Source organism: Burkholderiales bacterium, assembly GCA_035560005.1.
In the GTDB taxonomy this organism is placed as follows: Bacteria; Pseudomonadota; Gammaproteobacteria; order Burkholderiales; family Eutrophovitaceae; genus DASRFY01.
On sequence record DATMAN010000056.1, the window covers coordinates 58248 to 79852 of the forward strand.

General features: G+C 66.4%; 19 protein-coding genes, 1 tRNA gene and 1 pseudogene. 12 read left to right on the plus strand and 9 right to left on the minus strand.

Features of this window, described 5'->3' with window-relative positions; translation table 11 throughout:
- Positions 1-840 carry an RNase adapter RapZ gene (gene rapZ, locus VNM24_08365; protein HWQ38608.1) on the plus strand — a complete coding sequence of 280 codons (840 nt, stop codon included), beginning with the start codon at positions 1-3 and terminating at the stop codon, positions 838-840.
- A gap of 19 nt (positions 841-859) precedes the next feature.
- Complete coding sequence (locus tag VNM24_08370) at positions 860-1471, plus strand: flavin prenyltransferase UbiX (GenBank protein ID HWQ38609.1); 612 nt, start codon at positions 860-862, stop codon at positions 1469-1471.
- A gap of 84 nt (positions 1472-1555) precedes the next feature.
- On the opposite strand, the gene mutY is transcribed toward VNM24_08370, so the two are convergent.
- The 4 genes from mutY to VNM24_08390 form a co-directional block, all read right to left on the minus strand.
- Entirely contained in the window at positions 1556-2620 is a 1065-nt protein-coding gene (gene mutY, locus VNM24_08375) for an A/G-specific adenine glycosylase (GenBank protein HWQ38610.1), read from the minus strand.
- On the minus strand, positions 2620-4872 hold the full coding sequence (locus VNM24_08380) for an AsmA family protein (protein ID HWQ38611.1): 2253 nt from the start codon (positions 4870-4872) through the stop codon (positions 2620-2622). Before VNM24_08380 ends, mutY begins: the two co-directional genes overlap by 1 nt.
- A gap of 32 nt (positions 4873-4904) precedes the next feature.
- Positions 4905-7862: an EAL domain-containing protein gene (locus VNM24_08385; protein ID HWQ38612.1), complete on the minus strand. Its 2958-nt coding sequence runs from the start codon at positions 7860-7862 to the stop codon at positions 4905-4907.
- A 236-nt stretch (positions 7863-8098) separates the two neighbouring features.
- A tRNA-Gly gene (locus VNM24_08390) sits at positions 8099-8172 on the minus strand.
- Positions 8173-8351: 179 nt separating this feature from the next.
- Here VNM24_08390 and thiS point away from each other — a divergent pair.
- From thiS to trmB, 3 genes and pseudogenes are all read left to right on the plus strand, one after another.
- Positions 8352-8552 (plus strand): sulfur carrier protein ThiS, encoded by a 201-nt coding sequence (gene thiS / locus VNM24_08395; protein HWQ38613.1) that lies wholly within the window; start codon positions 8352-8354, stop codon positions 8550-8552.
- A gap of 83 nt (positions 8553-8635) precedes the next feature.
- The gene (locus VNM24_08400) at positions 8636-9442 is read left to right on the plus strand and encodes a thiazole synthase (protein HWQ38614.1); all 807 of its coding nucleotides are present in this window, start codon (positions 8636-8638) and stop codon (positions 9440-9442) included.
- 79 nt (positions 9443-9521) lie between these two features.
- Positions 9522-10181: pseudogene (gene trmB / locus VNM24_08405) on the plus strand (tRNA (guanosine(46)-N7)-methyltransferase TrmB).
- Positions 10182-10232: 51 nt separating this feature from the next.
- On the opposite strand, the gene VNM24_08410 reads toward trmB, so the two are convergent.
- Positions 10233-11411 carry a mandelate racemase/muconate lactonizing enzyme family protein gene (locus tag VNM24_08410; protein HWQ38615.1) on the minus strand — a complete coding sequence of 393 codons (1179 nt, stop codon included), beginning with the start codon at positions 11409-11411 and terminating at the stop codon, positions 10233-10235.
- A gap of 19 nt (positions 11412-11430) precedes the next feature.
- Positions 11431-12732 (minus strand): radical SAM family heme chaperone HemW, encoded by a 1302-nt coding sequence (gene hemW / locus VNM24_08415; GenBank protein ID HWQ38616.1) that lies wholly within the window; start codon positions 12730-12732, stop codon positions 11431-11433.
- A gap of 149 nt (positions 12733-12881) precedes the next feature.
- On the opposite strand from hemW, the gene VNM24_08420 reads away from it, so the two are divergent.
- Positions 12882-13490 (plus strand): DUF4136 domain-containing protein, encoded by a 609-nt coding sequence (locus VNM24_08420; GenBank protein ID HWQ38617.1) that lies wholly within the window; start codon positions 12882-12884, stop codon positions 13488-13490.
- Positions 13491-13512: 22 nt separating this feature from the next.
- Here VNM24_08420 and rdgB read toward each other — a convergent pair whose 3' ends face one another.
- Both rdgB and rph read right to left on the minus strand, forming a co-directional pair.
- Complete coding sequence (gene rdgB, locus VNM24_08425; protein ID HWQ38618.1) at positions 13513-14106, minus strand: RdgB/HAM1 family non-canonical purine NTP pyrophosphatase; 594 nt, start codon at positions 14104-14106, stop codon at positions 13513-13515.
- A gap of 144 nt (positions 14107-14250) precedes the next feature.
- Positions 14251-14967, minus strand: coding sequence for a ribonuclease PH (rph, locus tag VNM24_08430; protein ID HWQ38619.1), 717 nt, complete (start codon positions 14965-14967; stop codon positions 14251-14253).
- A gap of 143 nt (positions 14968-15110) precedes the next feature.
- On the opposite strand from rph, the gene VNM24_08435 reads away from it, so the two are divergent.
- The 6 genes from VNM24_08435 to VNM24_08460 all read left to right on the plus strand — a co-directional run bounded on the left by VNM24_08435 (position 15111) and on the right by VNM24_08460 (position 20061).
- Complete coding sequence (locus VNM24_08435; GenBank protein ID HWQ38620.1) at positions 15111-15977, plus strand: YicC/YloC family endoribonuclease; 867 nt, start codon at positions 15111-15113, stop codon at positions 15975-15977.
- 103 nt (positions 15978-16080) lie between these two features.
- Positions 16081-16692 (plus strand): guanylate kinase, encoded by a 612-nt coding sequence (gmk, locus tag VNM24_08440; GenBank protein ID HWQ38621.1) that lies wholly within the window; start codon positions 16081-16083, stop codon positions 16690-16692.
- Between the two features lie 7 nt (positions 16693-16699).
- On the plus strand, positions 16700-16903 hold the full coding sequence (gene rpoZ, locus VNM24_08445; protein HWQ38622.1) for a DNA-directed RNA polymerase subunit omega: 204 nt from the start codon (positions 16700-16702) through the stop codon (positions 16901-16903).
- A gap of 50 nt (positions 16904-16953) precedes the next feature.
- The gene (locus VNM24_08450) at positions 16954-19110 is read left to right on the plus strand and encodes a bifunctional (p)ppGpp synthetase/guanosine-3',5'-bis(diphosphate) 3'-pyrophosphohydrolase (protein ID HWQ38623.1); all 2157 of its coding nucleotides are present in this window, start codon (positions 16954-16956) and stop codon (positions 19108-19110) included.
- Positions 19111-19186: 76 nt separating this feature from the next.
- The gene (locus VNM24_08455) at positions 19187-19477 is read left to right on the plus strand and encodes a hypothetical protein (GenBank protein ID HWQ38624.1); all 291 of its coding nucleotides are present in this window, start codon (positions 19187-19189) and stop codon (positions 19475-19477) included.
- A gap of 218 nt (positions 19478-19695) precedes the next feature.
- Positions 19696-20061, plus strand: coding sequence for a hypothetical protein (locus VNM24_08460; protein HWQ38625.1), 366 nt, complete (start codon positions 19696-19698; stop codon positions 20059-20061).
- A 180-nt stretch (positions 20062-20241) separates the two neighbouring features.
- On the opposite strand, the gene VNM24_08465 is transcribed toward VNM24_08460, so the two are convergent.
- Positions 20242-21495 (minus strand): branched-chain amino acid ABC transporter substrate-binding protein, encoded by a 1254-nt coding sequence (locus VNM24_08465; protein ID HWQ38626.1) that lies wholly within the window; start codon positions 21493-21495, stop codon positions 20242-20244.
- Positions 21496-21605: the final 110 nt, after the last annotated feature.

The following is a 21605-nucleotide window of genomic DNA, read 5'->3' on the forward strand; positions in this document are numbered from 1 at the left end:
ATGCAGCTCATCATCATCAGCGGGTTGTCCGGATCCGGTAAGAGCGTGGCGCTGAACGTGCTGGAAGACAGCGCCTATTACTGTGTGGACAATCTGCCGGCGCCGCTGCTCACCGAGTTCGTCGAGTTCCTGCGTGGCAGCGGCCATCAGCGCGTTGCGGTGAGCGTGGACGTGCGCAGTGGATCCGATCTGTCCCATCTGCCGGCATACCTGGACGATTTGCGCGGAAAGGGCATCCGCACGCATGTCCTGTTTCTGGACGCGAAGACCGAAACCCTGGTCAAGCGCTACTCGGAGACCCGGCGGCGCCATCCGCTCGCGGACGAGCGGCGCACGCTGCCCGAGTCGATCCAGCGCGAACGCGATCTGCTCGAACCCATCGCCGCGCTCGGCCATCACATCGACACCAGCGACCTGCAGCCCAATCAGTTGCGCAACTGGGTCAAGGATCTGCTGGAACTGGGCGATTCGGGCCTGGTGCTGCTGTTCCAGTCCTTCGCCTTCAAGAACGGCATCCCGCTGGACGCCGACTTCGTGTTCGACGTGCGCTGCCTGCCCAATCCACACTACGAGCCGCAGCTGCGGCCGCAGACAGGAAAGGATCCGGCGGTGATCGCATTTCTCGAGGCCGACCCCGGCGTGCGGCGCATGGAAGCCGACATCCGGAGCCTGGTCGAGAACTGGCTGCCGTGCTTCGTGCGCGACAACCGCAGTTATCTCACCGTGGCGATCGGCTGCACCGGAGGACGCCATCGTTCGGTCTACTTCGCCGAACGGCTGGCTGCGCACTTCCGGGCAAGCCGCGCAGTGCTCGTGCGCCATCGCGAGCTCGACTCCTGAAGCGCTCCGGCCGACCACGATGCGGATCTGCCTTGCGTTCACCGGCGCCTCCGGCATGCCCTATGGCGTGCGCCTGCTGGAGTGTCTCCTGAAATCCGGCGCCCAGGTCGATCTGCTCTATTCGCCGGTGGCGCAGATCGTGGCGCGACAGGAGATGGGTCTGGCGCTGCCCGCGCGCGCGAAGGAAGCGGAGCGCTTTTTCGCCGAGCGCTTCGGTGCTGCGCCCGAGCAGCTGCGCGCTTATGGGCGCGAAGAGTGGTTCGCCCCGGTGGCCTCGGGTTCGAACCCCGCTCAGGCCATGGTGATCTGTCCGTGTACCATGGGCACGCTGGCCGCGGTGGCCTGCGGCCTGGGCGACAATCTGATCGAGCGCGCCGCCGACGTCATGCTCAAGGAAAAGCGCTCGCTGATCCTGGTTCCCCGCGAGACGCCGCTGTCGGCGGTGCACCTCGAGAACATGCTCCGGCTCGCGCGCGCGGGCGCGGTCATCCTGCCTGCGAATCCCGGCTTCTATCACCATCCGAAGGCGGTCTCGGAGGTCGTGGATTTCGTCGTGGCCCGGGTGCTCGATCACCTCGGGGTGGCTAACACCCTGGTGCCGCGCTGGAGCGAAGACCGGGAAGACCATTGACATCCGTGCCGAGCACACAGACACGGAAGACTTCGCTGCCGATCTTTCCACTTCACACCCTGGGCTCGCCGGCGACTCGACCGGCTAACGGAGTTGCTCCCCTGCGCTCGCTGACTCGGCGATGCGGCGCAGGATGGCGCGTACCGGGCTCGGAATCGCGGCGCCGAGCGCACGGTCGACGGACAGCCAGACAAACCCCGGCGACTGCGCGCGCGGTTCCACGGTCGTGACGTCGCCGAGCAACGCCCGGATCTCGAGTCGGAAATGGGTGAAGGCGTGATTCACCGGCGGCAGCATGCGCCAGCGCCCGATGCGCGCACCGAACCGCTCCCATGCCGTCTCGTCGGCGTCGAGCGCCTCGGCAAGTTCGGGAAAACACCACAGCGCGCCCCACACGCCGCTCGCGGGACGGCGTTCGAGCAGCACCTCGGGTGCGCGCCGCAGCACCAGCATGCGGACGGCCCGCTGCGGCAGCACGCGTCGAGGACGCGGCGCCGGCACACTGTCCACTCGCGCCTCGCGGTGCGCGACGCACTCTGGCGCGAGCGGGCAATCCGCGCAGCGCGGACGCGCGCGCGTACACACCGTGGCGCCCAGATCCATCAGCCCCTGGATGTAGGCGTCGACGTTCGCTTGCGGTAAAGCGGCCTGCGCGCGCGCCCAGAGCTGGCGCGCCACAGCGGCCTCGCCCGGATAGCCGTCGATGCCGAAATAGCGCGCGAACACGCGCTTGACGTTGCCGTCCAGGATCGGATGGCGCTGGCCGAACGCGAATACCGCGATCGCGCCCGCCGTCGAGCGCCCGACGCCCGGCAGTGCGGCGATGTCTTCGAATCGGTGCGGAAACCGCCCGCCGTGCCGCTCCATGATCAAGCGTGCGGCGCGATGCAGATTGCGCGCGCGGGCGTAATAACCCAGCCCGCTCCACATCTGCAGCACCGCATCCTCTGCCGCGCGCGCCAGGCTGGCCACGTCGGGAAAACGCGCCGCAAAGCGTTCGAAATAGGGCACGACTGCGGCCACTTGGGTCTGCTGGAGCATGATCTCGGAAAGCCAGATGCGATAGGCATCGCGACCGCGCTGCCACGGCAGGTCGTGCCGCCCGGCGCGCCGTTGCCACTCGATGATGCGCTCAGCGAACTGCGGCATCAGCGCAACAGCTCCTTGAGTTTTTTCCTGAGCTGCTCTTCGGCCTTGGGCGGCTCCGGCGCGGCGGATTCGCTGCCGCCGGTTGGCTCTTCGGCTGCCGGCTGGGCGGGCTTGCCGCCGAGCAGTTTGTCCTGAAGCCGGCTCTTCAACGCTGCCTTCTTTTCCTCCAGTTTGGACTGCGTCGCACCCGCGAAGGCCGCGGCGAGATCGAGCTTGAATCGGGGCGCGCTGAGCGGACCCGAGATGCGCACCGGCACCGTCAACCCGGCTAGATCGGCAAGCTCCTTCCCGCCCTGGCCCTCGCGGGTGGCCACCACGGAAGCCTTGGCGAGATAGTCCAGCGCGCCACCGGCAATGTCCACCTCGCCCGTTGCGGTCAGCCGCAGGAACGGCGACTTCACCGACAGATCCTCGTTGCGCGCCCGGCCGTTTCTGATCGTGAAGCTCGCCGCCAGCTCGGAAAAAGCCGTCTTCTCGCCCGCAGCGGCGGCGTGTTCCGCTTCCTTATCCGGCGACAACGCGCGCTTGGCGTCGCGCAGCCGCTGCGCCAAGTCGATGCCCTTGATGGCGCCGTCCTGGAGTTTCAGTCTGGCCTCCCCGCTGAGGCTGCGTATGAGCGCGTCGCCCGTGGCACCTGCGGCCGTCAATTGGAGCGCGAGGTCGCCCCGCCCCACCAGCAGGTCCTGGGCGAGCGCGTCCTTGAGCAGCGCGCCCACCGCCACGCCCGACAAGCCATGGCGCACCGAAAACCTGTTCGTGCTGGCATCCACCGCGATCGCGCTGCGCACGCGACCCTGATACAGATCGGCGACGAGCGGGTCGATCTCCAGCTTGCCGCCCTGCGCGCGCACGTCGAACTGGACATTGGAGAGCCGGACCCTGGCCGCAACGAGCTCGCCGATGCGCGCGCGGCCGCTCAGATTGAGGCTCTTCAGCGGCGACAGATCGATCGGTGTCTGCGCGCGCGCACCCGCAGGCCCGCTGGCCGCCGTGCCCTGAGCGGCCGCGGGCTTCGAGGCATAGCGATCGAGATCGAGCCGGTCCAGGGTCGCATCGAAACGCACGCGCGGGCGCGCAAAGCCATTCAAGCCGAACGCGGCCTTGAGATTGGTCTGATCGATGCGCGCGCTGAGGACGGCATCCACCGCTTGGTTGCGCAGGTCCGCGCCGAGCCTTCCGGACAGCGGGATCGTGAGCGGCTGCACGGGAGCCGCCGGGGCTCGAATCTCGAACTGGCCGGACAACGCCGGCAGCGCCACCGTCTGCTGCTCGAGATCGGCTTGAACCGGTGTGGTGAGCCGGCCCTGAACGGCGTTGCTCCCCTGCTTGCCGTTCAGATCGAGCGCCAATTCGGCCACGTGCGCGGCCTTCGCCGTGATCGCCAGGTCCGACACCCTGACCGTCGCAGCGGTCTCGCGTCCGGGGCCTTGCGTCTCGAGCGTCCAGACCAGCGCCTTGGCGCTCGCGGCGCCCCGCACCGCCTCGAGACGGGGCGTTTCGATCGTCAGTCGGAGCGCGTCGGCGCCGTGCTTGCCTTGCACCGTGCCGCGCAAGTCGGCCAGCGCGAACGCCGCCTTGTCGAGATCGGCTTGCAGCCGGCCTTGCGCGGTGCAATTCAGGTCTAGCGCGGGTCTGTCCGCCCGCACGCGCGCCGCCAGCTTGAACTCGGTCGCTACGCCCGGCGCGATGGGTCCCGTTTCCAGCAGCAGATCGGACACCGTGTAGCGCGCGCCCGCCTGCTCATCGCGAAACTCGAGCGCCGCGTCGACGATGCGGATGCCCTGCACGTTCAACGCAACCGGCCGCGCCGGGGCCGGCCGCGCCGCGGGTGGCTGGACGGGAGCGTCGCGCTCGCCGCGGGCGATCAGGTCGTCGAGGTTGGTGCTGCCGTCCTTGCGGCGGACCACAGTGGCGCGCAGGCCCTCGAGCACGATCTGATCGACGACGACCCGCCCGGACAACAGCGGCAGCAGCGCGAGCGCCACCCGCGCACGATCGAAGGCGGCGAACTGCGCATCGCTGCCACGCTCCGACAGCGTGGTACGGTCGAGCTTCACGCCGATCTTGGGAAAGAAGGTCAGCCCGATGTCGCCGTCAATCGTCAGGGTGCGCTGCGTCTTGTCCTTGGTGAGCGCGGCGAGGTCGTTCTTGTACGCGTTCGGATCGAACGTGGCGGCGATCAGCACGAAGACGCCCACGGCCACGACCACCAGGCCGGCAATGGCATACAAAGCGAGTCTTAGATATCTCATCTCGGCAGGGCGGCGGATGGTGCAGACCCAGGCTACCGGGCGCCCGTGCCAAGCGTCAACGCGGCAGTGACGCTGCTTGCGTGGCCCAGCAGAAAAGCCTCGACTTCCTCGGCTGGCCGCGCAGGGCTGAACAGGAAACCTTGCGCCTGATCGCAGCGCACGGCGCGCAGGAACTCCAACTGCTCGGCCGTCTCGACCCCTTCGGCCGTGACCTCGAGCCCCAGGCTGTGGCCAAGCTGCACGATGGCCCGCACGATCGCGGCATCGTCGGCGTCCACGGTGATGTCGCGCACGAAGGATTGATCCACCTTCAGGCGGTCGACCGGGAAGCGCTTCAGATAATTCAGGCTCGAATAGCCGGTGCCGAAGTCGTCCACGCTGATGGCCACGCCCAGCGCCTTGAGCGCGTGCAGCCGCGCGACGAAATCCTCTGCGCTCTCCATGACCAGACTCTCGGTCACCTCGAGCTCCAGGCGCTCCGGCGCCAGCCCGCTCTCGGCGAGCGCTGCGGCGACGTCCTGCACGAGCTGCGTGTGCCTGAACTGGCGCGGCGACAGGTTGACCGACACCGACATGGGCGGCACGCCGCGCGCCTGCCAGGCGCGCATCTGCACGGCGGCGGTGCGCAACACCCATTCGCCGATGGGCACGATCAGACCGGTTTCCTCGGCCACGGGAATGAAACGCGCCGGCGGAATCAGACCGAGATCCGCGCTGCGCCAGCGCAGCAGCGCCTCCACGCCCTCGATGGCGCCCGAGCGCAAGCCGATGCGCGGCTGGTAGTGCAGCTCGAACTCGCCGCGCTCCAGTGCCCGGCGCAGGCTGGCTTCCATCGCCAGGCGCTGTGACAGATTGGCGTTCATCTCGGCGGAGAAGAACTGGAAGCCCGCGCGCCCGGCCGCCTTTGCCCGATACATCGCGGTGTCGGCCTGCTTGAGCAGCGTTTCCCCGTCCGCGCCGTCGTTGGGGAACAGGCTGATACCGGCACTGCACGTGCTGGCGATCTCGTGACCGTCGAGCACGATCGGTGCGGCGATGGCCTGGACGATGCGCTGCACCGCCTGCGTCACCGACTCCTTGCTCGGCTGCTCGTTCATCAGCAGCACGAACTCATCGCCCCCCAGGCGGGCGATGGTGTCGCCTTCACGCACGCTCGCGCGCAGTCGCCGGGCGACGGTCTGCAGCAGTAGATCGCCTGCGCGGTGGCCCAGCGTGTCGTTGACCAGCTTGAAGTTGTCCAGGTCGACGAAGATCACCGCCAGGATCCAGCCGTGACGCTGGGCGTTGGCGATGCCCTGGGAGATGCGATCGGTGAGCAGGCTGCGGTTGGGCAGGCCGGTCAGCGTGTCGTGCGTGGCCTGGTGTTCGAGCGCCTCGCGGTAGCGCACCGCGTCGCTGATGTCCACGATGATGCCGACGAAATGCGTCACGCGACCCACGGCGTCGCGCACCGGCGAGATGGTCAGTTGCGACCAGAACGCGCGCCCGTCCTTGCGATAGTTGCGCACCACGACCTGCGCGTCGCGCCCTTCCTGGATCGCGATGCGCAACTCGTTCAGTCCGGGCTGCTCGTGCTCCCCGCTCTGCAGAAAGCGGCAGTTGCGCCCCAGCGCTTCCTGCGCGCCGTAGCCGGTGATCGTCTCGAAGGCGGGATTGACGTACTCGATCGGATTGTCCGGTCGCAGGTAATTGGTGATGACCACGGCGCTCGTGCTCGCTTCGATCGCCCGGGTGCGCAGCCGCAGGGCCTCTTCGGCCTGCAGCCGCTCGCTGATGTCGCGGGCGAAGGCCACGATCACGTCGCGATCGCCGACCCGGATCGCGCGGCGATACACCTCCACGGGAAAGATCGAGCCGTCGCTGCGCCGGTTGATCCGTCCGACCGACTCCAGGGGCGTGGGCGCGCCCTTCAGCGCGATCGCTTCGTCGAACTTGCGCTCCAGTTCCTCGCGCGACAGATTCGGATTCAGATCCTGCGGACCGATCTGCAGGAACTGCTCGCGCGACAGCCCGAACATGCGGCAGGCCATGTCGTTGACGTCGATGTAGCGCATCGTCCGGCGGTCGATCAGGAAGATGCCGTCGCGCGCCATGTCGATGGCGGCGCGAAACCGCAGCAGCGCTTCCTCGGCCTGCTGGCGCTGCGTGATGTCGCGCGCCCCCGCCACGATCAGCTCCCGGTCACCGATCCTGAGGTAGTGCCGGTAGACTTCGACCGGAACGACGCCGCCGTCCTTGCGGCGCAGGTGGCGGGTGACGGGATCGATCTGCGAGCGCCGCGCACCGCGCGCCCGCACTTCGCGATAGATTTTTCTGAGCTCGGCTTCGTTAAAGCCGACGTTGATCTCGCGCGGCCCCATTCCGAGCAGCTCCTCGCGCGCGTAACCGAGCAGCCGGCAAGTGGTCTCGGTCACGTCGACGTAGCGCAGCGAATCAAAATCGATCAAGAAGATGGCGTCGGCCGCGATATCCATTGCCGCGCGGAACCGGATCAGATCCTCCTGTGCGCGCTTGCGCTCGGTGATGTCCATGATGAAGCCTTCGATGGCTTCCACCGATCCGTCGGACCGGAAAACCGCGGCACCCTTCTCTGAGACCCAGCGCACCGCTCCCGAGCGATGCGTGATCCGGTACTCGATTTCGAAGCGCGTGCCGCGGCTCAGCGCCGCGTCGACCTCGGCCCTGACCCGCCCCCGGTCCTCGGCCCGAATGATGCGGTTGAAGGACGCCACCCGGTTGTGGACCAGCTCGTCGGCCCGGAAGCCGGTCAGATCGAAACAGCCTTCGCTGACGAATTCCAGGGTCCACTCGCTGTCGTTGCGGCAGCGATAGACCATGCCCGGCAGATTGCTCATCAGCGCACGAAACCGCGCCTGCGCGCCGCGCGGCAACGGAGGCTGTACCGGCCCCAGCGAAGACCGCCGCACGAGCCACCAGGCAAGCGCGCAGGCACTCAGCGCCGCAAAGAGGGCAAGATCGGTGGGCGCCATGGGCTTGGGTGCAGCCAGCGGACAGGATCGAAGGTCGCGTGCATTCGCGAGGTCCCGGAATCGTAGTGTAGCCCCAGCGGACCGGTAGCCAGTGCCGGGAAAAGCATTGGCCGGCGCGCCTTAAAACCTCGGGACCCCCGGCCCACCTCGAGCGTCGGCGGGTTGCCGAAGCCGCGGACCCTCATCGATCGCCGCGCATGCAACAAGAATGGTCCCGTGGGGCCGTTCTCATTGCGTGGAGCGGGTGATGGGAATCGAACCCACGTCTAAAGCTTGGGAAGCTTTCGTTCTACCATTGAACTACACCCGCGCCGGTTCGAATTCTACGTCAGACCGCCCGCAAAGGCAGTCCCCGGCCCAGCGGCGGCTGCGGCCGCCCGGGTCCCGCCGCACGGGCGCGCGGCGAGCGTGGCGCCATGGCTTTCTACCCTCGCCCCTCGGCCGCATGCTAGGATGCAGCCGTTGCAGAATGTCTGTTGTGTCGAGGTGATCGGACTGACCATCAACGGCGAGCGCCGGCAGTTCTCCGAGCCCTTGTCGATGCGCGAGCTGATCGACCGATTGGCGCTGAGCGGCAAGCGCTTCGCCATCGAACGCAACGGGGAACTCGTGCCGCGCAGCCAGTTGGAGTCCATCGAGCTGGCCGACGGTGACACGCTGGAGATCGTGGTCGCAGTCGGCGGCGGATGAAAAAGCGACCGACTTTCGAGACTGACCGCTTGTAGCTGCCAGCCGAGCCACTGCCCATCTGCTACTTGTCGTCGGACTTGTTCATGGATCAATTGCTCATCGCCGGCCGTGCCTACGGCTCGCGCTTGCTGGTCGGCACCGGCAAATACCGCGACTTCGCCCAGACGCGCGAAGCCATCGAGGCGAGCGGCGCGCAGATCGTCACGGTCGCGATCCGGCGCACCAACATCGGCCAGAATCCGAACGAGCCGAATCTGCTCGATGTCCTGCCGCCCTCGCGGTTCACCATCCTGCCCAATACGGCCGGCTGCTACAACGCGCAGGACGCGGTGCGCACGCTGCGCCTTGCACGCGAGCTGCTCGACGGACATGACCTGGTAAAGCTGGAAGTGCTCGGCGATCCGCACACACTGTATCCGAACGTGGTGGAAACGCTGGCCGCCGCGGAGATCCTGGTGCGCGAAGGCTTCAAGGTCATGGTCTATACCTCGGACGATCCGGTGATCGCCAAGCGGCTGGAGGAGATCGGCTGCGTGGCGGTGATGCCGCTCGCCTCGCTGATCGGCTCCGGAATGGGCATCCTCAACCCTTGGAACCTGGAGATCATCCTGTCCAACGCCAAGGTCCCGGTGCTGGTCGACGCCGGCGTGGGCACGGCCTCGGACGCGGCCATCGCGATGGAATTGGGCTGTGACGGGGTGCTGATGAACACGGCCATCGCGGCCGCGAGAGATCCGGTGCGCATGGCCCGCGCCATGAAACTCGCGGTGGAAGCGGGTCGCGAAGCGTTTCTCGCCGGACGCATGGCGAAGAAGGGCTACACGGCTGCGCCCAGCTCTCCCACGCACGGCCTCATCGCGCCGGCCGCGCCCAAAGGCAAGGCCGCCTGAACGCAACGCTTGCATGCCGCGGCCGCGCTGCGCGTGGCTGCGGCAGGATTCGCGCCTCGTGAATGCCCGTGTCCGTCCCGTCCGCAGCTACGTCCTTCGCCAGGGCCGCATGTCGAGCGCGCAGCGCCGGGCCTGCGAGGCCCTGCTGCCGCTGTACGGTGTGGCCTATCGACCGGAGCGGCTCGACCTCGATCGCCTGTTCGGGCGCTGCGGCCCGAAGGTCCTGGAGATCGGTTTCGGCATGGGCGAGACCACCGCGCGCATCGCCCACGATCACCCGGATTGCGATTACCTGGGCATCGAAGTGCACGCGCCGGGTGTGGGCGCGCTGCTGCGCAGGATCGCGGACCTCCGGCTGCGCAACGTGCGCATCGTCCAGCACGACGCGGTCGAGGTGGTGCGCGACATGATCGCCCCGGCCTGCCTGGCGGGCGTGCACGTGTTTTTTCCCGATCCCTGGCCGAAGAAGCGCCACCACAAGCGCCGTCTGCTGCAACCGGATTTTGTGCGAGCGCTGGCGCTGCGCATCGCGCCCGGAGGTTATCTGCACGTAGCCACCGACTGGAAGGATTACGCCGATCAGATTCTCGGCGTGCTCTCCGCGGAGCCCCTGCTCGAGAATTCGGCACCTGACTTCGCGCCGCGACCCGGCTACCGACCGATGACCAAGTTCGAAACCCGCGGGCTGGCGCTCGGTCACGGCGTCTGGGATCTCGTGTTTATCCGCCGCTCGGGCTGAGCGCGCGGAACACGACGGCACTTGCGACGTGGCCGTCGCTACCGTCGCCGGTCAATCCAGGCGCGGAGTGCGATACAGCATCCGGCCCGCAACGCGGATCTCCGTGTCCACGAGATAGGCGGCGGCGGCCGCCGTGTCGATCTCCATTCCCAGGCCGGGCGCCTCCGGCAGACGGATCAGCCCGTCGGCGTCCGGCAGCAGATGGTTGCGCGTGATCGCCAAGGCGAGCGGTTTGGGCTCGGCCGGGTACTCGCAGATTTCGTGATGAGCGATGCCGGCGTAGGGCTGCAGGGAGGCCGACAGCGCCAGATGCGACGTAAAGGTGTGGTTGACGTAGGTCACGCCCCTGGCGAGCGCATAGTCGGCGACCTGCTTGGCCACACTGATGCCGCCGACGCGACCGGCGTCGATCTGCACGTAGCGCAGTCCGGCGTAGTCGATCATGTGCCGGGCCATGAAGAAGTTGTGGCAGCCTTCGCCGCCCGCGAGCCCCACCGGTCCACTCTCCGCCGACAACTGCCGGTACTCCTCCAGCGCGCCCGACACGAACGGTTCTTCGAGCCAGGCGGCTCCCACGCGGAGCAGCGCCGGCAGCCGCCGACGCGCGGCGTCCAGATCGGCGTTCCACACCGTGCCGGCATCCACCAGCAGCACGCCGTCCTCGCCCAGGCCCTCGCGCGCCGCCGCCAGTTGCGCCGTGTCCTGCGCCACCGAATCGCGCCCGAACGGCCCCCACCCGAACTTGGCGGCACGAAATCCTTTGCCGCGTGCGGCACGCGCCTTGGCCAGCGTTTCTTCCGGCGTGTGGCCGAATAGCACCGAAAAATACGGCGTCTTCGGAAAGGGGCGCGCCCAGCCGAGCAGCCGCCACACCGGTTCGGACAGGCGCTTGCCCAGCAGATCCCACAAAGCCATGTCGATGCCGGACAAGGTGTGATCGGCTTGCAGCAGATCCAGGCTGTTGGCACGCACCGCATTGCCGATGCGGCGAATGTCCTCCGGATCGTCGATCGGCGCCCCCAGCACGGAGTCAGCCACAGGTTTGCAGGCGCTGTGCGACATCGGGCATACCAGGCTCGCGATCGAGGGCAGCGGCGCCGCCTCGCACTCGCCGTAGCCCACCCAGCCCCCTGCGCTGACTCGAACCAGCAACGCATCCTGGCTGCCATCGCCGATGTCGAGCACCTCCGGCATCGACAGGTAGAAGAAGTCGATCGCTTCGACCCGCATTTGTCGTGCGCCAAGACCGCTATCGAAGAAAAAGCTGCAGCAACTCGTTCAGAAAGCGCTGACCGCGCGCCGTGGGCCGCAGCCGCAGAGCATCGCTTTCGATCAGGCCCCGACGCTGCGCTTCTTCCAGCGCAGGGAGCACCTCGGTCAGCGGCAGGCCGGTCCGCTCCACAAAGAGCCGGGTCGGCACGCCGTCGATCAGGCGCAGGGCGTTCATCATGAACTCGAACGGCAGCGCCTGCACCGAGACTTCCTCCGAACTCTGCAACGGCTGGCCCGCGAGCACACGCTCCATGTACTCGCGCGGGTGCTTCCACCGCGTCTCGCGCACGATCCGGTCGGCGGACGAAATCTTGCCGTGCGCACCCGCGCCGATCCCCACGTAGTCGCCGAAGGTCCAGTAATTGAGGTTGTGGCGGGCCTCGCGACCCGGCCGGGCGAAAGCCGAAGTCTCGTAGTGGCGATAGCCGTACTCGGCGGCAAGCTGCTCGATCGCCTCCTGCATGTCGGCCGCCACGTCCTCGTCGGGAAGCTGTGGCCGATAGCGATGAAAACAGGTGTTGGGCTCGATCGTGAGGTGGTAGAAAGACAGATGCGCCGGACGGCTGGCCAGCGCAGCGCGCGCGTCGGCCAGCGCTTCGTCGAGGCTCTGCCCGGGCAGCGCATACATCAGGTCGAGATTGATGTTGTCGAAATGGCGCAAAGCGATCTCGATCGCGCGCCGGGCCTGTTGCTCGTCGTGAATCCTGCCCAGAGTCGCCAGGTGGCGGCGATCGAAACTCTGAATGCCGAGCGACAAGCGGTTCACCCCGGCCGCGCGAAAGCCGGCGAACTTGGCCGCTTCGACCGTTCCGGGATTGGCCTCCAGCGTAACCTCCGCTTCGGAATCCACGCGCAGCCGGGCCCGGATTGCGCTGAGAAGCTGCTCCACGGCGCGCACCGATAACAGTGAAGGCGTGCCCCCGCCGAGGAAGATCGAATGCAGTGTCCGGCCCCGGATCGACGGCAGCGCGTGCTCCAGGTCGGCAGTCAGCGCGCGAATGTATCGTAGCTCGAGCGCAGGATCGAGTTCGGCCACTTCTTTCCTGGCTGCGTGAAGAGGACGGCCGTGAGCCGCTACTGGGCGTGCATTGAATTGCCCCCCGGGTTCGGCGGGCAGCGCCTCGGGGCGGGTAGGCGGCCGCAGCTCGTGGGAATTGAAGTCGCAATAGGGACACTTGCGCACGCACCACGGCACGTGCACGTACAGCCCCAACGGTGGCAGAACCGCGAGTTGCGGTCCCGGGCGCGCGCCGTAGGGGAGTACGGGAACCGTTGACATGGATGGAATCGGAGCAGCGCTGTCGTGCGTCAACGACAGGTTCGCGGTTGCCGAAGGCATCCGAAGTATCTCACTATTGCGCGGGCGCCACCCACCATGCCCTAATAGCGCGGCGCTGCCGCCTCGCGCGAACAACTTCGGAGGTGACAATGTCTCGTTCTGCCTTGCGGATCTGCCTGTGCCTGATCGCTCTCCCGCTTGCGGGCTGCGCTGCGAAGAGCCTGCAACCGACCACGATGGCGCTCAAGTACCAGTCGACCGAAGACCCGTCTGCCACGCCGCTGGTGCAGCCCTGTGCGGCGCTCTCGGCGCTCAAGATCGAGGACGCGCGCCGCGGCGGAGAACCGGGCAAGCGCTGGCTGGAGCGGCAACCGGCGATGGAGCAACCGATCTCCCTGTCCGGCGATCCGCTGCCGTGGTTCCGGCAGGCCGTGGATCTGCACCTGCGGCGCGCCGGGCTGCTCACCAACGCTGCGGGCAAACCCGCCGGCCACATGCGACTGGAACAGATCTCCATGTCGGAGCAGGTGTACCTGCGGGCCTCTTACAACGGGCGGGTCACGCTTTCGCTGGACCTGATCTCGGCGGCCAGCGGTCGGACATGCTGGAGCGCGCGCGTCACCGGCTTCGCCGAGAATCGCGGCTATCCGGGCAGCACCGAAAACTACAACGAAACGCTCAATCAGGCGCTCGACAAGGCCCTGATTCAGCTCTTGGGCTCTGCCGAGCTGTCGGCCAACCTGTGCGGCAAGTGCTGAGGCCCGAGCCGGGTCGACCGGGTCATCCCCGTGCCCGCAGCGCGGCGGCAAGCGCCGCCAAGGCCTTGCCGCGGTGACTGACTCGATTCTTGCGCTCCGGGGAAAGCTCGGCTGCGCTCAGGCCTGAGGCGGGGTCGAGAAACAGGGGGTCATAGCCGAAACCGCCGGCCCCACGGGGCGCGCGCAGGATCTCGCCGTGCCATTCACCCTCGCCGATCAGCGGGCGAGGATCCCGGGCGTGGCGCATCAGCACGACGACGCAATAGTAGTACGCGCGGCGGTCGTCCTCGTTCTCCAGCATCGCCAGCAGGCGCTGGTTGTTGCGCTCATCGGATCTAGGCTCCCCGGCGAAGCGCGCCGATAGCACGCCGGGCGCCCCGCCGAGCGCCTCCACGCAGACGCCGGAATCGTCGGCCAGCGCAGGCAGTCCCGTAATCAACGCCGCGTGGCGGGCCTTGGCGAGCGCGTTCTCGATGAATGTCTCATGCGGTTCATCGGCTTCGCGCACGTTGAATGCCGCCTGCACGACAAGTTCGATCTCCAGCGGCGCGAGGATCTCGGCAATTTCGCGCAACTTCCCCGCATTGCCGCTGGCGACCACAAGTTTCTTGATCATGCCACTGAAGAGACAGAGTACCGGGAAACTCCGATCCGCAACGAACCGGCCAGGGCAGGCGGTAGAGATGTTCCCTTCCAGGAGTTCTTGCTGTTCCTGACGGCTCACCCGGGTTTGGAGCTCGCGAGGCTTCTGCCGCCGAACTCACACGCCCAATGCCGCGCGCTGCGCGGCGATGAGCCGAGCGATGCCTTGCTGCGCGAGCACGAGCATGGCGTCGAGTTGGGCGCGGCTGAAAGCCTCGCCTTCCGCCGTGCCCTGCACCTCCACGATACCGCCGTCGCCCGTCATGACCACATTCATGTCCGTGCTGCAGGCCGAATCCTCCGCATAGTCCAGGTCCAGTACCGGAGCGCCCTGGTAAAGCCCTACCGACACGGCGGCCACGAAATCCCGGACGGGAAATTGCGCGATCACCCGTCGCTCCCACAGCGTGCGTGCCGCATCGTGCAAGGCCACGAACGCGCCGGTGATCGCGGCGGTGCGCGTGCCGCCGTCGGCCTGAATCACGTCGCAATCGATCTGGATCGTGCGCTCGCCCAGGGCGCCGAGGTCGGTCACTGCGCGCAGGCTGCGTCCGATCAGCCGCTGAATTTCCATCGTGCGACCGGACTGCCTGCCCCGGGCGGCCTCGCGCTCCGTGCGCGTGACGGTCGCCCGCGGCAGCATGCCGTACTCCGCGGTGAGCCACCCACGCCCCAGCCCCTTCAGGAACGGGGGCACCTTGTCCTCCACGCTCGCCGTGCACAGCACCTGCGTATCGCCGAAATGAATCAGCACAGATCCTTCCGGATACCGCGTGTAGCGGCGCTGGATCGACACCTCGCGCAGTTGGTCCGGCTCGCGCCCGCTCGGTCGCATCGGCTTCCCGCATGACGATGAAGTATGTGGAACGGCTGGTACCGGAGTGCCCGTTTGGATTCACCGGACCGTTCGAGATTCTATGATATCTTTCGACGTCCGCGATCGTTGCGGCCCTTTTTCTCTCGACGGCGCGACTTCAGATGATTCTGAGCATGACCGGTTATGCGGCGGTGACCGGTGAGCTGCCGGGCGGCAGCCTGAATCTGGAGCTGCGCTCGGTCAATCATCGCTATCTCGACCTGCAATTCCGGATTCCCGACGACCTGCGCATGATCGAAGCCGCGCTGCGTGAGCGTCTGACCGCGCGCATCTCGCGCGGCAAGGTGGAATGCCGGATCGGCTTCAACCGCTCGCCCGCGGGCCCCTCGCTCCCGCAGCTCAACGAGGAGCTGCTGCTGCAGCTCGGCCAGCTCGACGAAAAGGTGCGCAGCGCGCTGCCCGCCGCGGCACCGCTCGGCGTCAACGATGTACTGCGCTGGCCAGGCGTGCTGGGCAACGACACGCTGGCGATCGACGAACTGCAGCAACGCTGTCTGCAGATGCTCGATCGCGCCCTGGAGGATTTCACTGCGGCGCGGGCCAGGGAAGGCGAGAAACTGAAGGCGGTCCTGCTGGAGCGCATCGAGCGCATGCAGGCTCTCCTGCGCGCCATTGCGCCGCGCGTCCCCCAGATCATCGCGACCTATCAGGAGAAGCTGTCCGCCCGGCTCAAGGAGGCAATGCTCGACCCGGAAAGCGAACGCCTCAGGCAGGAGCTGGCCATGTTCGCGGCGAAGATCGACATCGACGAAGAGATGGATCGGCTCCTGGCGCACCTGGCCGAGTTGCGCCGCATTCTGGACAGGGGCGGGGCGGTCGGCAAGCGGCTCGATTTCCTCATGCAGGAACTGAACCGCGAGGCCAATACTCTGGGGTCGAAGTCGGTGGACCTGGAAGTCACGCAGAGCGCGATGGAGCTGAAGGTCCTCATCGAGCAGATGCGCGAGCAGATTCAGAACATCGAGTGATGCGCCGGACGCCAGCGGGTGGCAAACCGTCCCTGGGTCGCGGCTCGCCAAGCGCTCCGGGAGTCCGCGCGGGGTGCGGTGCAGTCCACCGTTCGTGGCACGCATGAACGGCAACGTGTTCATCGTGTGTGCGCCGTCCGGCGCCGGCAAGACCACGCTGGTCAATGCTCTGCTCCAGAGCGATCCGCGCGTGCATCTGTCCGTGTCCTACACGACGCGAGCGCCACGCCCTGGCGAGATCGAGGGCCGGCATTATCATTTCGTCACGCGCCGGGAGTTCGAGAGAATGCTGGAGGCGGGTGAGTTCCTGGAGAGCGCGGAAGTCCACGGCAATCTGTATGGCACCTCCCAGCGCTGGATCCGGGAGCAGCGCAACGCGGGCCACGACGTTCTGCTGGAGATCGACTGGCAGGGCGCACAGCAGGTGCGCCGGCTCATCCCCGACGCGATCGGCATCTTCATCCTGCCGCCGTCGGCCGAGGTGTTGAGAGCCAGACTCGTCAATCGCGGCGCCGACAGTCCCGAGGTCATCGAGCGGCGGCTCGCCGCGGCCAGAGAGGAGATCTCGCACGTCGGAGAATTCGACTATGTTATTATCAACAACGACTTCGACGAGGCGCTGGAAGATCTGGCGAGTGTGGTGCGGGCGTCGCGACTGCGCGCCGGCGCGCAATTGTCCCGCCACATAGAGCTCGTCAACCGTCTTCTGAAGTGAGTGGCGTATGGCACGAATCACCGTCGACGACTGTCTGAAGAGCATACCGAACCGCTTCGAACTGACGCTGGCCGCGACCTATCGCGCGCGCCAGATCGCGATGGGTGCCGCGCCGCTGTTGGAAGCCAACAAGGACAAGCCCACCGTGATCGCCCTGCGCGAGATCGCGGCCGGCAAAGTCGGCAAGGAAGTGCTTAAGGCCAAGACCTGAAGTTTCCAGGAGCTTTCCCCGGGAGGGCTGTTCACCGCCGTTCCCCGCCCATGACCCCTCCGCCGGCGGCCCAGACCGCCGTTTCCCCGCCCCCCAAGTCCGCGGATGCACTGTTCGTGGACGCAGCCAGCTACCTCAAGCCGGAAGACGTCGCGCAACTGAAAAGCGCCTATCTGTTCAGCGAGCAGGCGCACCGCGGGCAGTTTCGCATGACCGGCGATCCGTACATTTCGCACCCGGTCGCGGTCGCCCATATCCTCGCGCAATGGCACCTCGACGGGCAGGCGCTCACCGCGGCCCTGCTGCACGATGTGATGGAAGACACCGCCGTCACCAAGAACGAAATCAGCGAGAAGTTCGGCAGGATGGTCGCCGAACTGGTCGACGGAGTCTCCAAGCTCGACAAGATCGAATTCGAATCGCAGGAACAGCAGCAGGCTGAGAACTTCCGCAAGATGCTGCTGGCGATGGCACGCGACGTGCGCGTGATCCTCATCAAGCTGGCCGACCGACTGCACAACATGCGCACGCTGGATGCGATGCATCCGCAGAAGCGCGCCCGCATCGCGCGCGAGACCCTGGAAATCTACGCCCCGATCGCCAACCGTCTGGGGCTGAACAATCTCTACCAGGAGCTGCAGGAGCAGGCATTCCGGCATCTGTATCCGAACCGCCACGCCGTGCTGTCCAAGGCGCTCGCCCGCGCGCGCGGCAACCGCCGCGAGGTGGTGGACAAGATCCTCGATTCCATCCGGCAGAAGCTCGCGGAAAGCGGCATCGAGGCGCTGGTCTCCGGGCGCGAGAAGAACATCTACAGCATCTACAAGAAGATGCTGGAGAAGAATCTGTCGTTCGCGGAGGTCTACGACATCTACGGCTTTCGCGTGATCGTCAAGGACGTCGCCTCGTGCTACGTGGCGCTCGGCGCATTGCACCAGCTCTACAAGCCGATCCCCGGAAAATTCAAGGATTACATCGCGATTCCGAAAGCCAACGGCTACCAGTCGCTGCACACGACCTTGTTCGGCCCCTTCGGCACTCCGCTGGAGGTCCAGATCCGCACGCTTGAAATGCACAAGATCGCGGAGGCGGGGGTGGCGTCGCATTGGCTGTACAAGGAAAGCGGCGCCTCGCTCTCGGATCTGCAGACCAAGACCCATCAGTGGCTGCAAAGCCTGCTGGAGCTGCAGTCCGAGTCCGGCAACTCCGCGGAGTTTCTCGAGCACCTGAAAGTCGACCTGTTCCCGGACGAGGTCTACGTCTTCACGCCCAAGGGCAAGATCATGGCGTTGCCGCACGGCGCGACCTGCGTGGATTTCGCCTACGCCGTGCACACCGATATCGGCAATCGCTGTGTGGCGGCAAAGGTCAACCACGAGCTGGTGCCACTGCGCACCGAGTTGAGAAACGGCGACCGGGTGGAGATCATCACCGCCGCCCATGCCAAGCCGAACCCCTCCTGGCTGAACTTCGTGGTCACGGGCAAGGCGCGTTCGCATATCCGCCACTTCCTGAAGACCATGCAGTACGAGGAGTCGGTGCAGCTCGGCGAACGGCTGCTCCATCAGGCCCTGGTTGCACTCAGGTCCGGCCCCGACGAAATCACCGACGCCAACTGGGAAAGGCTGCTCAGGGAAACGGGAAACAAGTCGCGGCAGGAAGTGCTGGCCGATATCGGGCTGGGCAAGCAACTCGCGATCGTCGTGGCGCGCAAGCTGCTGTCGATCGGGGAGCAGAAGGAAGGCAGGGAAGAATTGCCGGGCACGCTGGTAATCCGCGGCTCGGAAGGCATGGCGTTACAGTTCGCCAAATGTTGCCATCCCATTCCCGGCGATCCGATCATCGGTTTCCTGCGCAAGGGCCATGGACTGGTCATTCATACTCACGATTGCCCGGTGGCGCGCAAGACCCGCGGCGACCCCGAAAAGTGGATGGACGTGGAATGGGCGCCGGACACGCGAAAGCTCTTCGCGGTCAGCATCAAGCTCGTGGTGGCCAACCAGCGCGGAGTGCTGGCCAAGGTCGCGGCGGAAATCGCCGAGACCGGGTCCAACATCGACAACGTGAGTCTGCAGCCGGGCGATTCCTCGGCCTACAGCATCATCGATTTCACGCTGCAGGTCAGCAACCGCCTGCACCTCGCTCGAATCATGCGCAGCCTGCGGCGGATTCCGGAAGTCATCCGCATTACGCGACTGAAGGGTTGAGGAGCTTGACCCGCGTCAAGGATCGACCGCACGTGCGCCCTATAATCCGCTTTGTCTCGGTCATCGAGGTCTGGTCATGAAGCGCTGGATTGCGGCCTGCGTGCTCGCCGGCCTGTTGGGCGTCATTGGACCGGCGCGCGGCGCCGAGGAGCAGATGTCCCGGCCACCGCGCAGCGAGTCGCTCGAGCTGCCGGGGCTCACCGCCGGCTGTCACGTCTGCGAGTGGCGCCCCAAGCTGAACCAGAAGGCAGCGGTCGAGCAGTGCGGTACCGATGAAGCCGGCCAGGCGAGGATCGGCATCTTCGAGTGTGGATTTTCCGAGGACTGCCAGCGCGTGTGCCACTTCATTCGCTGCGGCACGCTCTGACTGCCCCAATTTCCCTCGGTAGGGCCGGTCATTGCACCGGCGGGGCGGGCGTGGGGCTGCCCGTCACCGCCCGGCGACGAAACGATCTCCAAGTCTGGCCCCAGCCCCGGGGCGCAATCCAGTCTCGGATCGCAACTCTTTGAGCAGACGACCAAAACGGCCTTTGGCATGGCGGTTGCCAAAGCATCGATCGCTCATTGTGTTGCAAGGAAGACCCAATGCTGGACCCTCTCTCTCATCTCACCGATCGTCCCGTTCGCAGTCTGCTGAATGTGCTGCAGGAAGGCGTACAGACGTTGTTTCTGCTGTTGCTGGTCTGCCTGTTGGCCCTCGGACTGGGCGGGCTGGTCTACAAAGCCGTCGGCCCCGAGGGCTGGCTCGAAGCGACCCTCGGCCGCATCTGGCACGCCGAACCCGTGTACGCCATCGTCTTGGCCACAGCTCTTGTGCTCGGTGGCGTCTGGGTCCGGTGGCGCATCGAGAAACTGCCTTTGTTCGGCAAGGGCGGCGACTGGATGGTATACGCCTGCCTCGCCTTGGGCCTGTTCTTCGCCGTGCGCCTGGCTGCGACCGGCACGCTGTAGCCCGCGGGTGGCGGCTGTCGCGCGCCAGAGACAGCCGCTGTCCCTTCGCTTCAAGGGGTTAGGTACCGCTTGGTCGGCCAGCGTCGCCCGCTGGCGACCTGCGCAAACACGATCCTGAACCCGAAGGCGGTCCATTGCGGCGGAGTGCGCGGGTCTACTCCGCGCTCGGCGCGGCTCCCTTTAAGGGCGCTGCATCTTGCAGGTAGTGGGCAGCAAGGTGTCCTTGGCTTCGATGCGCCCCTCGGTGCGGAACCCCATTCCGGTGCGCTCCACGTCGAACTTGGCGCCCGGCTTCCCGGCCTTGGTCAGCGTGGATATGAACATCGGCTGCAGGATCTGATGGTTGTCCGCGCGCATGACGATTTCGCCGGTGAAGGCTTGGAGCTTCATGCCTTCGAGGGCTCGGGCAACCTTTAGAGGGTCGGTGGACTTGGTTTCGTTCATCGCCCTGACCAGCATGTCCATCGCGTTTTTGAGGTTGAGCCAGTAGAAGTCGTCCTTTGAATCGGGGAAGCGCTTGCGGTAGCGCTGAACGATGGCATCCGACTTCGCGTCGCCGACATTGCTGAACCAGTGGCTGACCTGTCGCACGTGCCCGTCGCCGGCTTCCCCGATTGCGGCCGGCCCTCCGGCTACCCCTGCATAGTAGGTGTAGTACTCGACGTTCAAACCCGCTTCCTTGCCGGCGCGCACCAGCAGCGCGAGGTCGGCACCCCAGTTGCCAGTCACTACGGTGTCGGCGCCGGAAGCACGGATCTTCGCGACGTAGGGCGAGAAGTCCTTGACCTTGCCCAGGGGGTGCAGGTCGTCGCCGACGATCTGCACATCCGGGCGCTTGGCCTTGAGCATCTCCTTCGCAGCCCTGGCCACCGCGTGCCCGAAGGCGTAGTCCTGGTTGATCAGGTACACCTTCCTGATCTTCTTCTGCGTGGCCATATAGCTGGTCAGCGCCGCCATCTTCATGTCCGCGTCCGCGTCGAAGCGGAAATGCCAGAAGTTGCAGCGGTCGTTGGTGAGCGCGGGGTCCACCGCTCCGTAGTTCAGATACAGGATGGGCCGGTCGGGATTGCGCGTGTTGTGCTTGGCCACCGCATCGCTGAGCGCTCCGGCCACCGCCGAGGAATTGCCCTGGAAGAAAAAGCGCACGTCGCGGTCGATCAGCTGCTGCAGCTGAATGAGCGCGTCCTGCGGATTGGCCTTGCTGTCCAGCGCCACCAGCTCGAGCCGTCGTCCGAGCACGCCGCCGCCCGCGTTGACCTCCTCGATGAGCATCTGCAGGGTGCGCATGCCGTTCTCGCCCACGTTGCCGAAGGTGCCGCTCAGCGGGTCGATGTAGCCGATTCGGATCGTGTCCGCGATGGCGACCGCGCTACCCAAGATCAATCCGATCGCGGCGCCGGCCAGCGCGAGCATGCGTGAACAACTGCGTTTCATTTTCGCCTCCTCCTGTCCAAGCGTTCTGGTTGGGTGGACCCACGGCTGCGCGGGCATTTGGCGCCACGCGTACAACGGATCGCCTTGCCGCGCGGTTGACCGGCGCTAGG

Bases quoted from the DNA above. Each gene is read 5' to 3' on its own strand.
- VNM24_08380 (HWQ38611.1), bottom strand. From the start codon at position 4,872: ATGAGATATCTAAGACTCGCTTTGTATGCCATTGCCGGCCTGGTGGTC.
- VNM24_08465 (HWQ38626.1), bottom strand. From the start codon at position 21,495: ATGAAACGCAGTTGTTCACGCATGCTCGCGCTGGCCGGCGCCGCGATC.
- rpoZ (HWQ38622.1), top strand. From the start codon at position 16,700: ATGGCACGAATCACCGTCGACGACTGTCTGAAGAGCATACCGAACCGC.
- gmk (HWQ38621.1), top strand. From the start codon at position 16,081: ATGAACGGCAACGTGTTCATCGTGTGTGCGCCGTCCGGCGCCGGCAAG.
- VNM24_08455 (HWQ38624.1), top strand. From the start codon at position 19,187: ATGAAGCGCTGGATTGCGGCCTGCGTGCTCGCCGGCCTGTTGGGCGTC.
- VNM24_08370 (HWQ38609.1), top strand. From the start codon at position 860: ATGCGGATCTGCCTTGCGTTCACCGGCGCCTCCGGCATGCCCTATGGC.
- VNM24_08435 (HWQ38620.1), top strand. From the start codon at position 15,111: ATGATTCTGAGCATGACCGGTTATGCGGCGGTGACCGGTGAGCTGCCG.
- VNM24_08450 (HWQ38623.1), top strand. From the start codon at position 16,954: ATGACCCCTCCGCCGGCGGCCCAGACCGCCGTTTCCCCGCCCCCCAAG.
- rph (HWQ38619.1), bottom strand. From the start codon at position 14,967: ATGCGACCGAGCGGGCGCGAGCCGGACCAACTGCGCGAGGTGTCGATC.
- rapZ (HWQ38608.1), top strand. From the start codon at position 1: ATGCAGCTCATCATCATCAGCGGGTTGTCCGGATCCGGTAAGAGCGTG.
- VNM24_08400 (HWQ38614.1), top strand. From the start codon at position 8,636: ATGGATCAATTGCTCATCGCCGGCCGTGCCTACGGCTCGCGCTTGCTG.
- VNM24_08420 (HWQ38617.1), top strand. From the start codon at position 12,882: ATGTCTCGTTCTGCCTTGCGGATCTGCCTGTGCCTGATCGCTCTCCCG.
- VNM24_08385 (HWQ38612.1), bottom strand. From the start codon at position 7,862: ATGGCGCCCACCGATCTTGCCCTCTTTGCGGCGCTGAGTGCCTGCGCG.
- VNM24_08410 (HWQ38615.1), bottom strand. From the start codon at position 11,411: ATGCGGGTCGAAGCGATCGACTTCTTCTACCTGTCGATGCCGGAGGTG.
- rdgB (HWQ38618.1), bottom strand. From the start codon at position 14,106: ATGATCAAGAAACTTGTGGTCGCCAGCGGCAATGCGGGGAAGTTGCGC.
- VNM24_08460 (HWQ38625.1), top strand. From the start codon at position 19,696: ATGCTGGACCCTCTCTCTCATCTCACCGATCGTCCCGTTCGCAGTCTG.
- mutY (HWQ38610.1), bottom strand. From the start codon at position 2,620: ATGCCGCAGTTCGCTGAGCGCATCATCGAGTGGCAACGGCGCGCCGGG.
- hemW (HWQ38616.1), bottom strand. From the start codon at position 12,732: ATGTCAACGGTTCCCGTACTCCCCTACGGCGCGCGCCCGGGACCGCAA.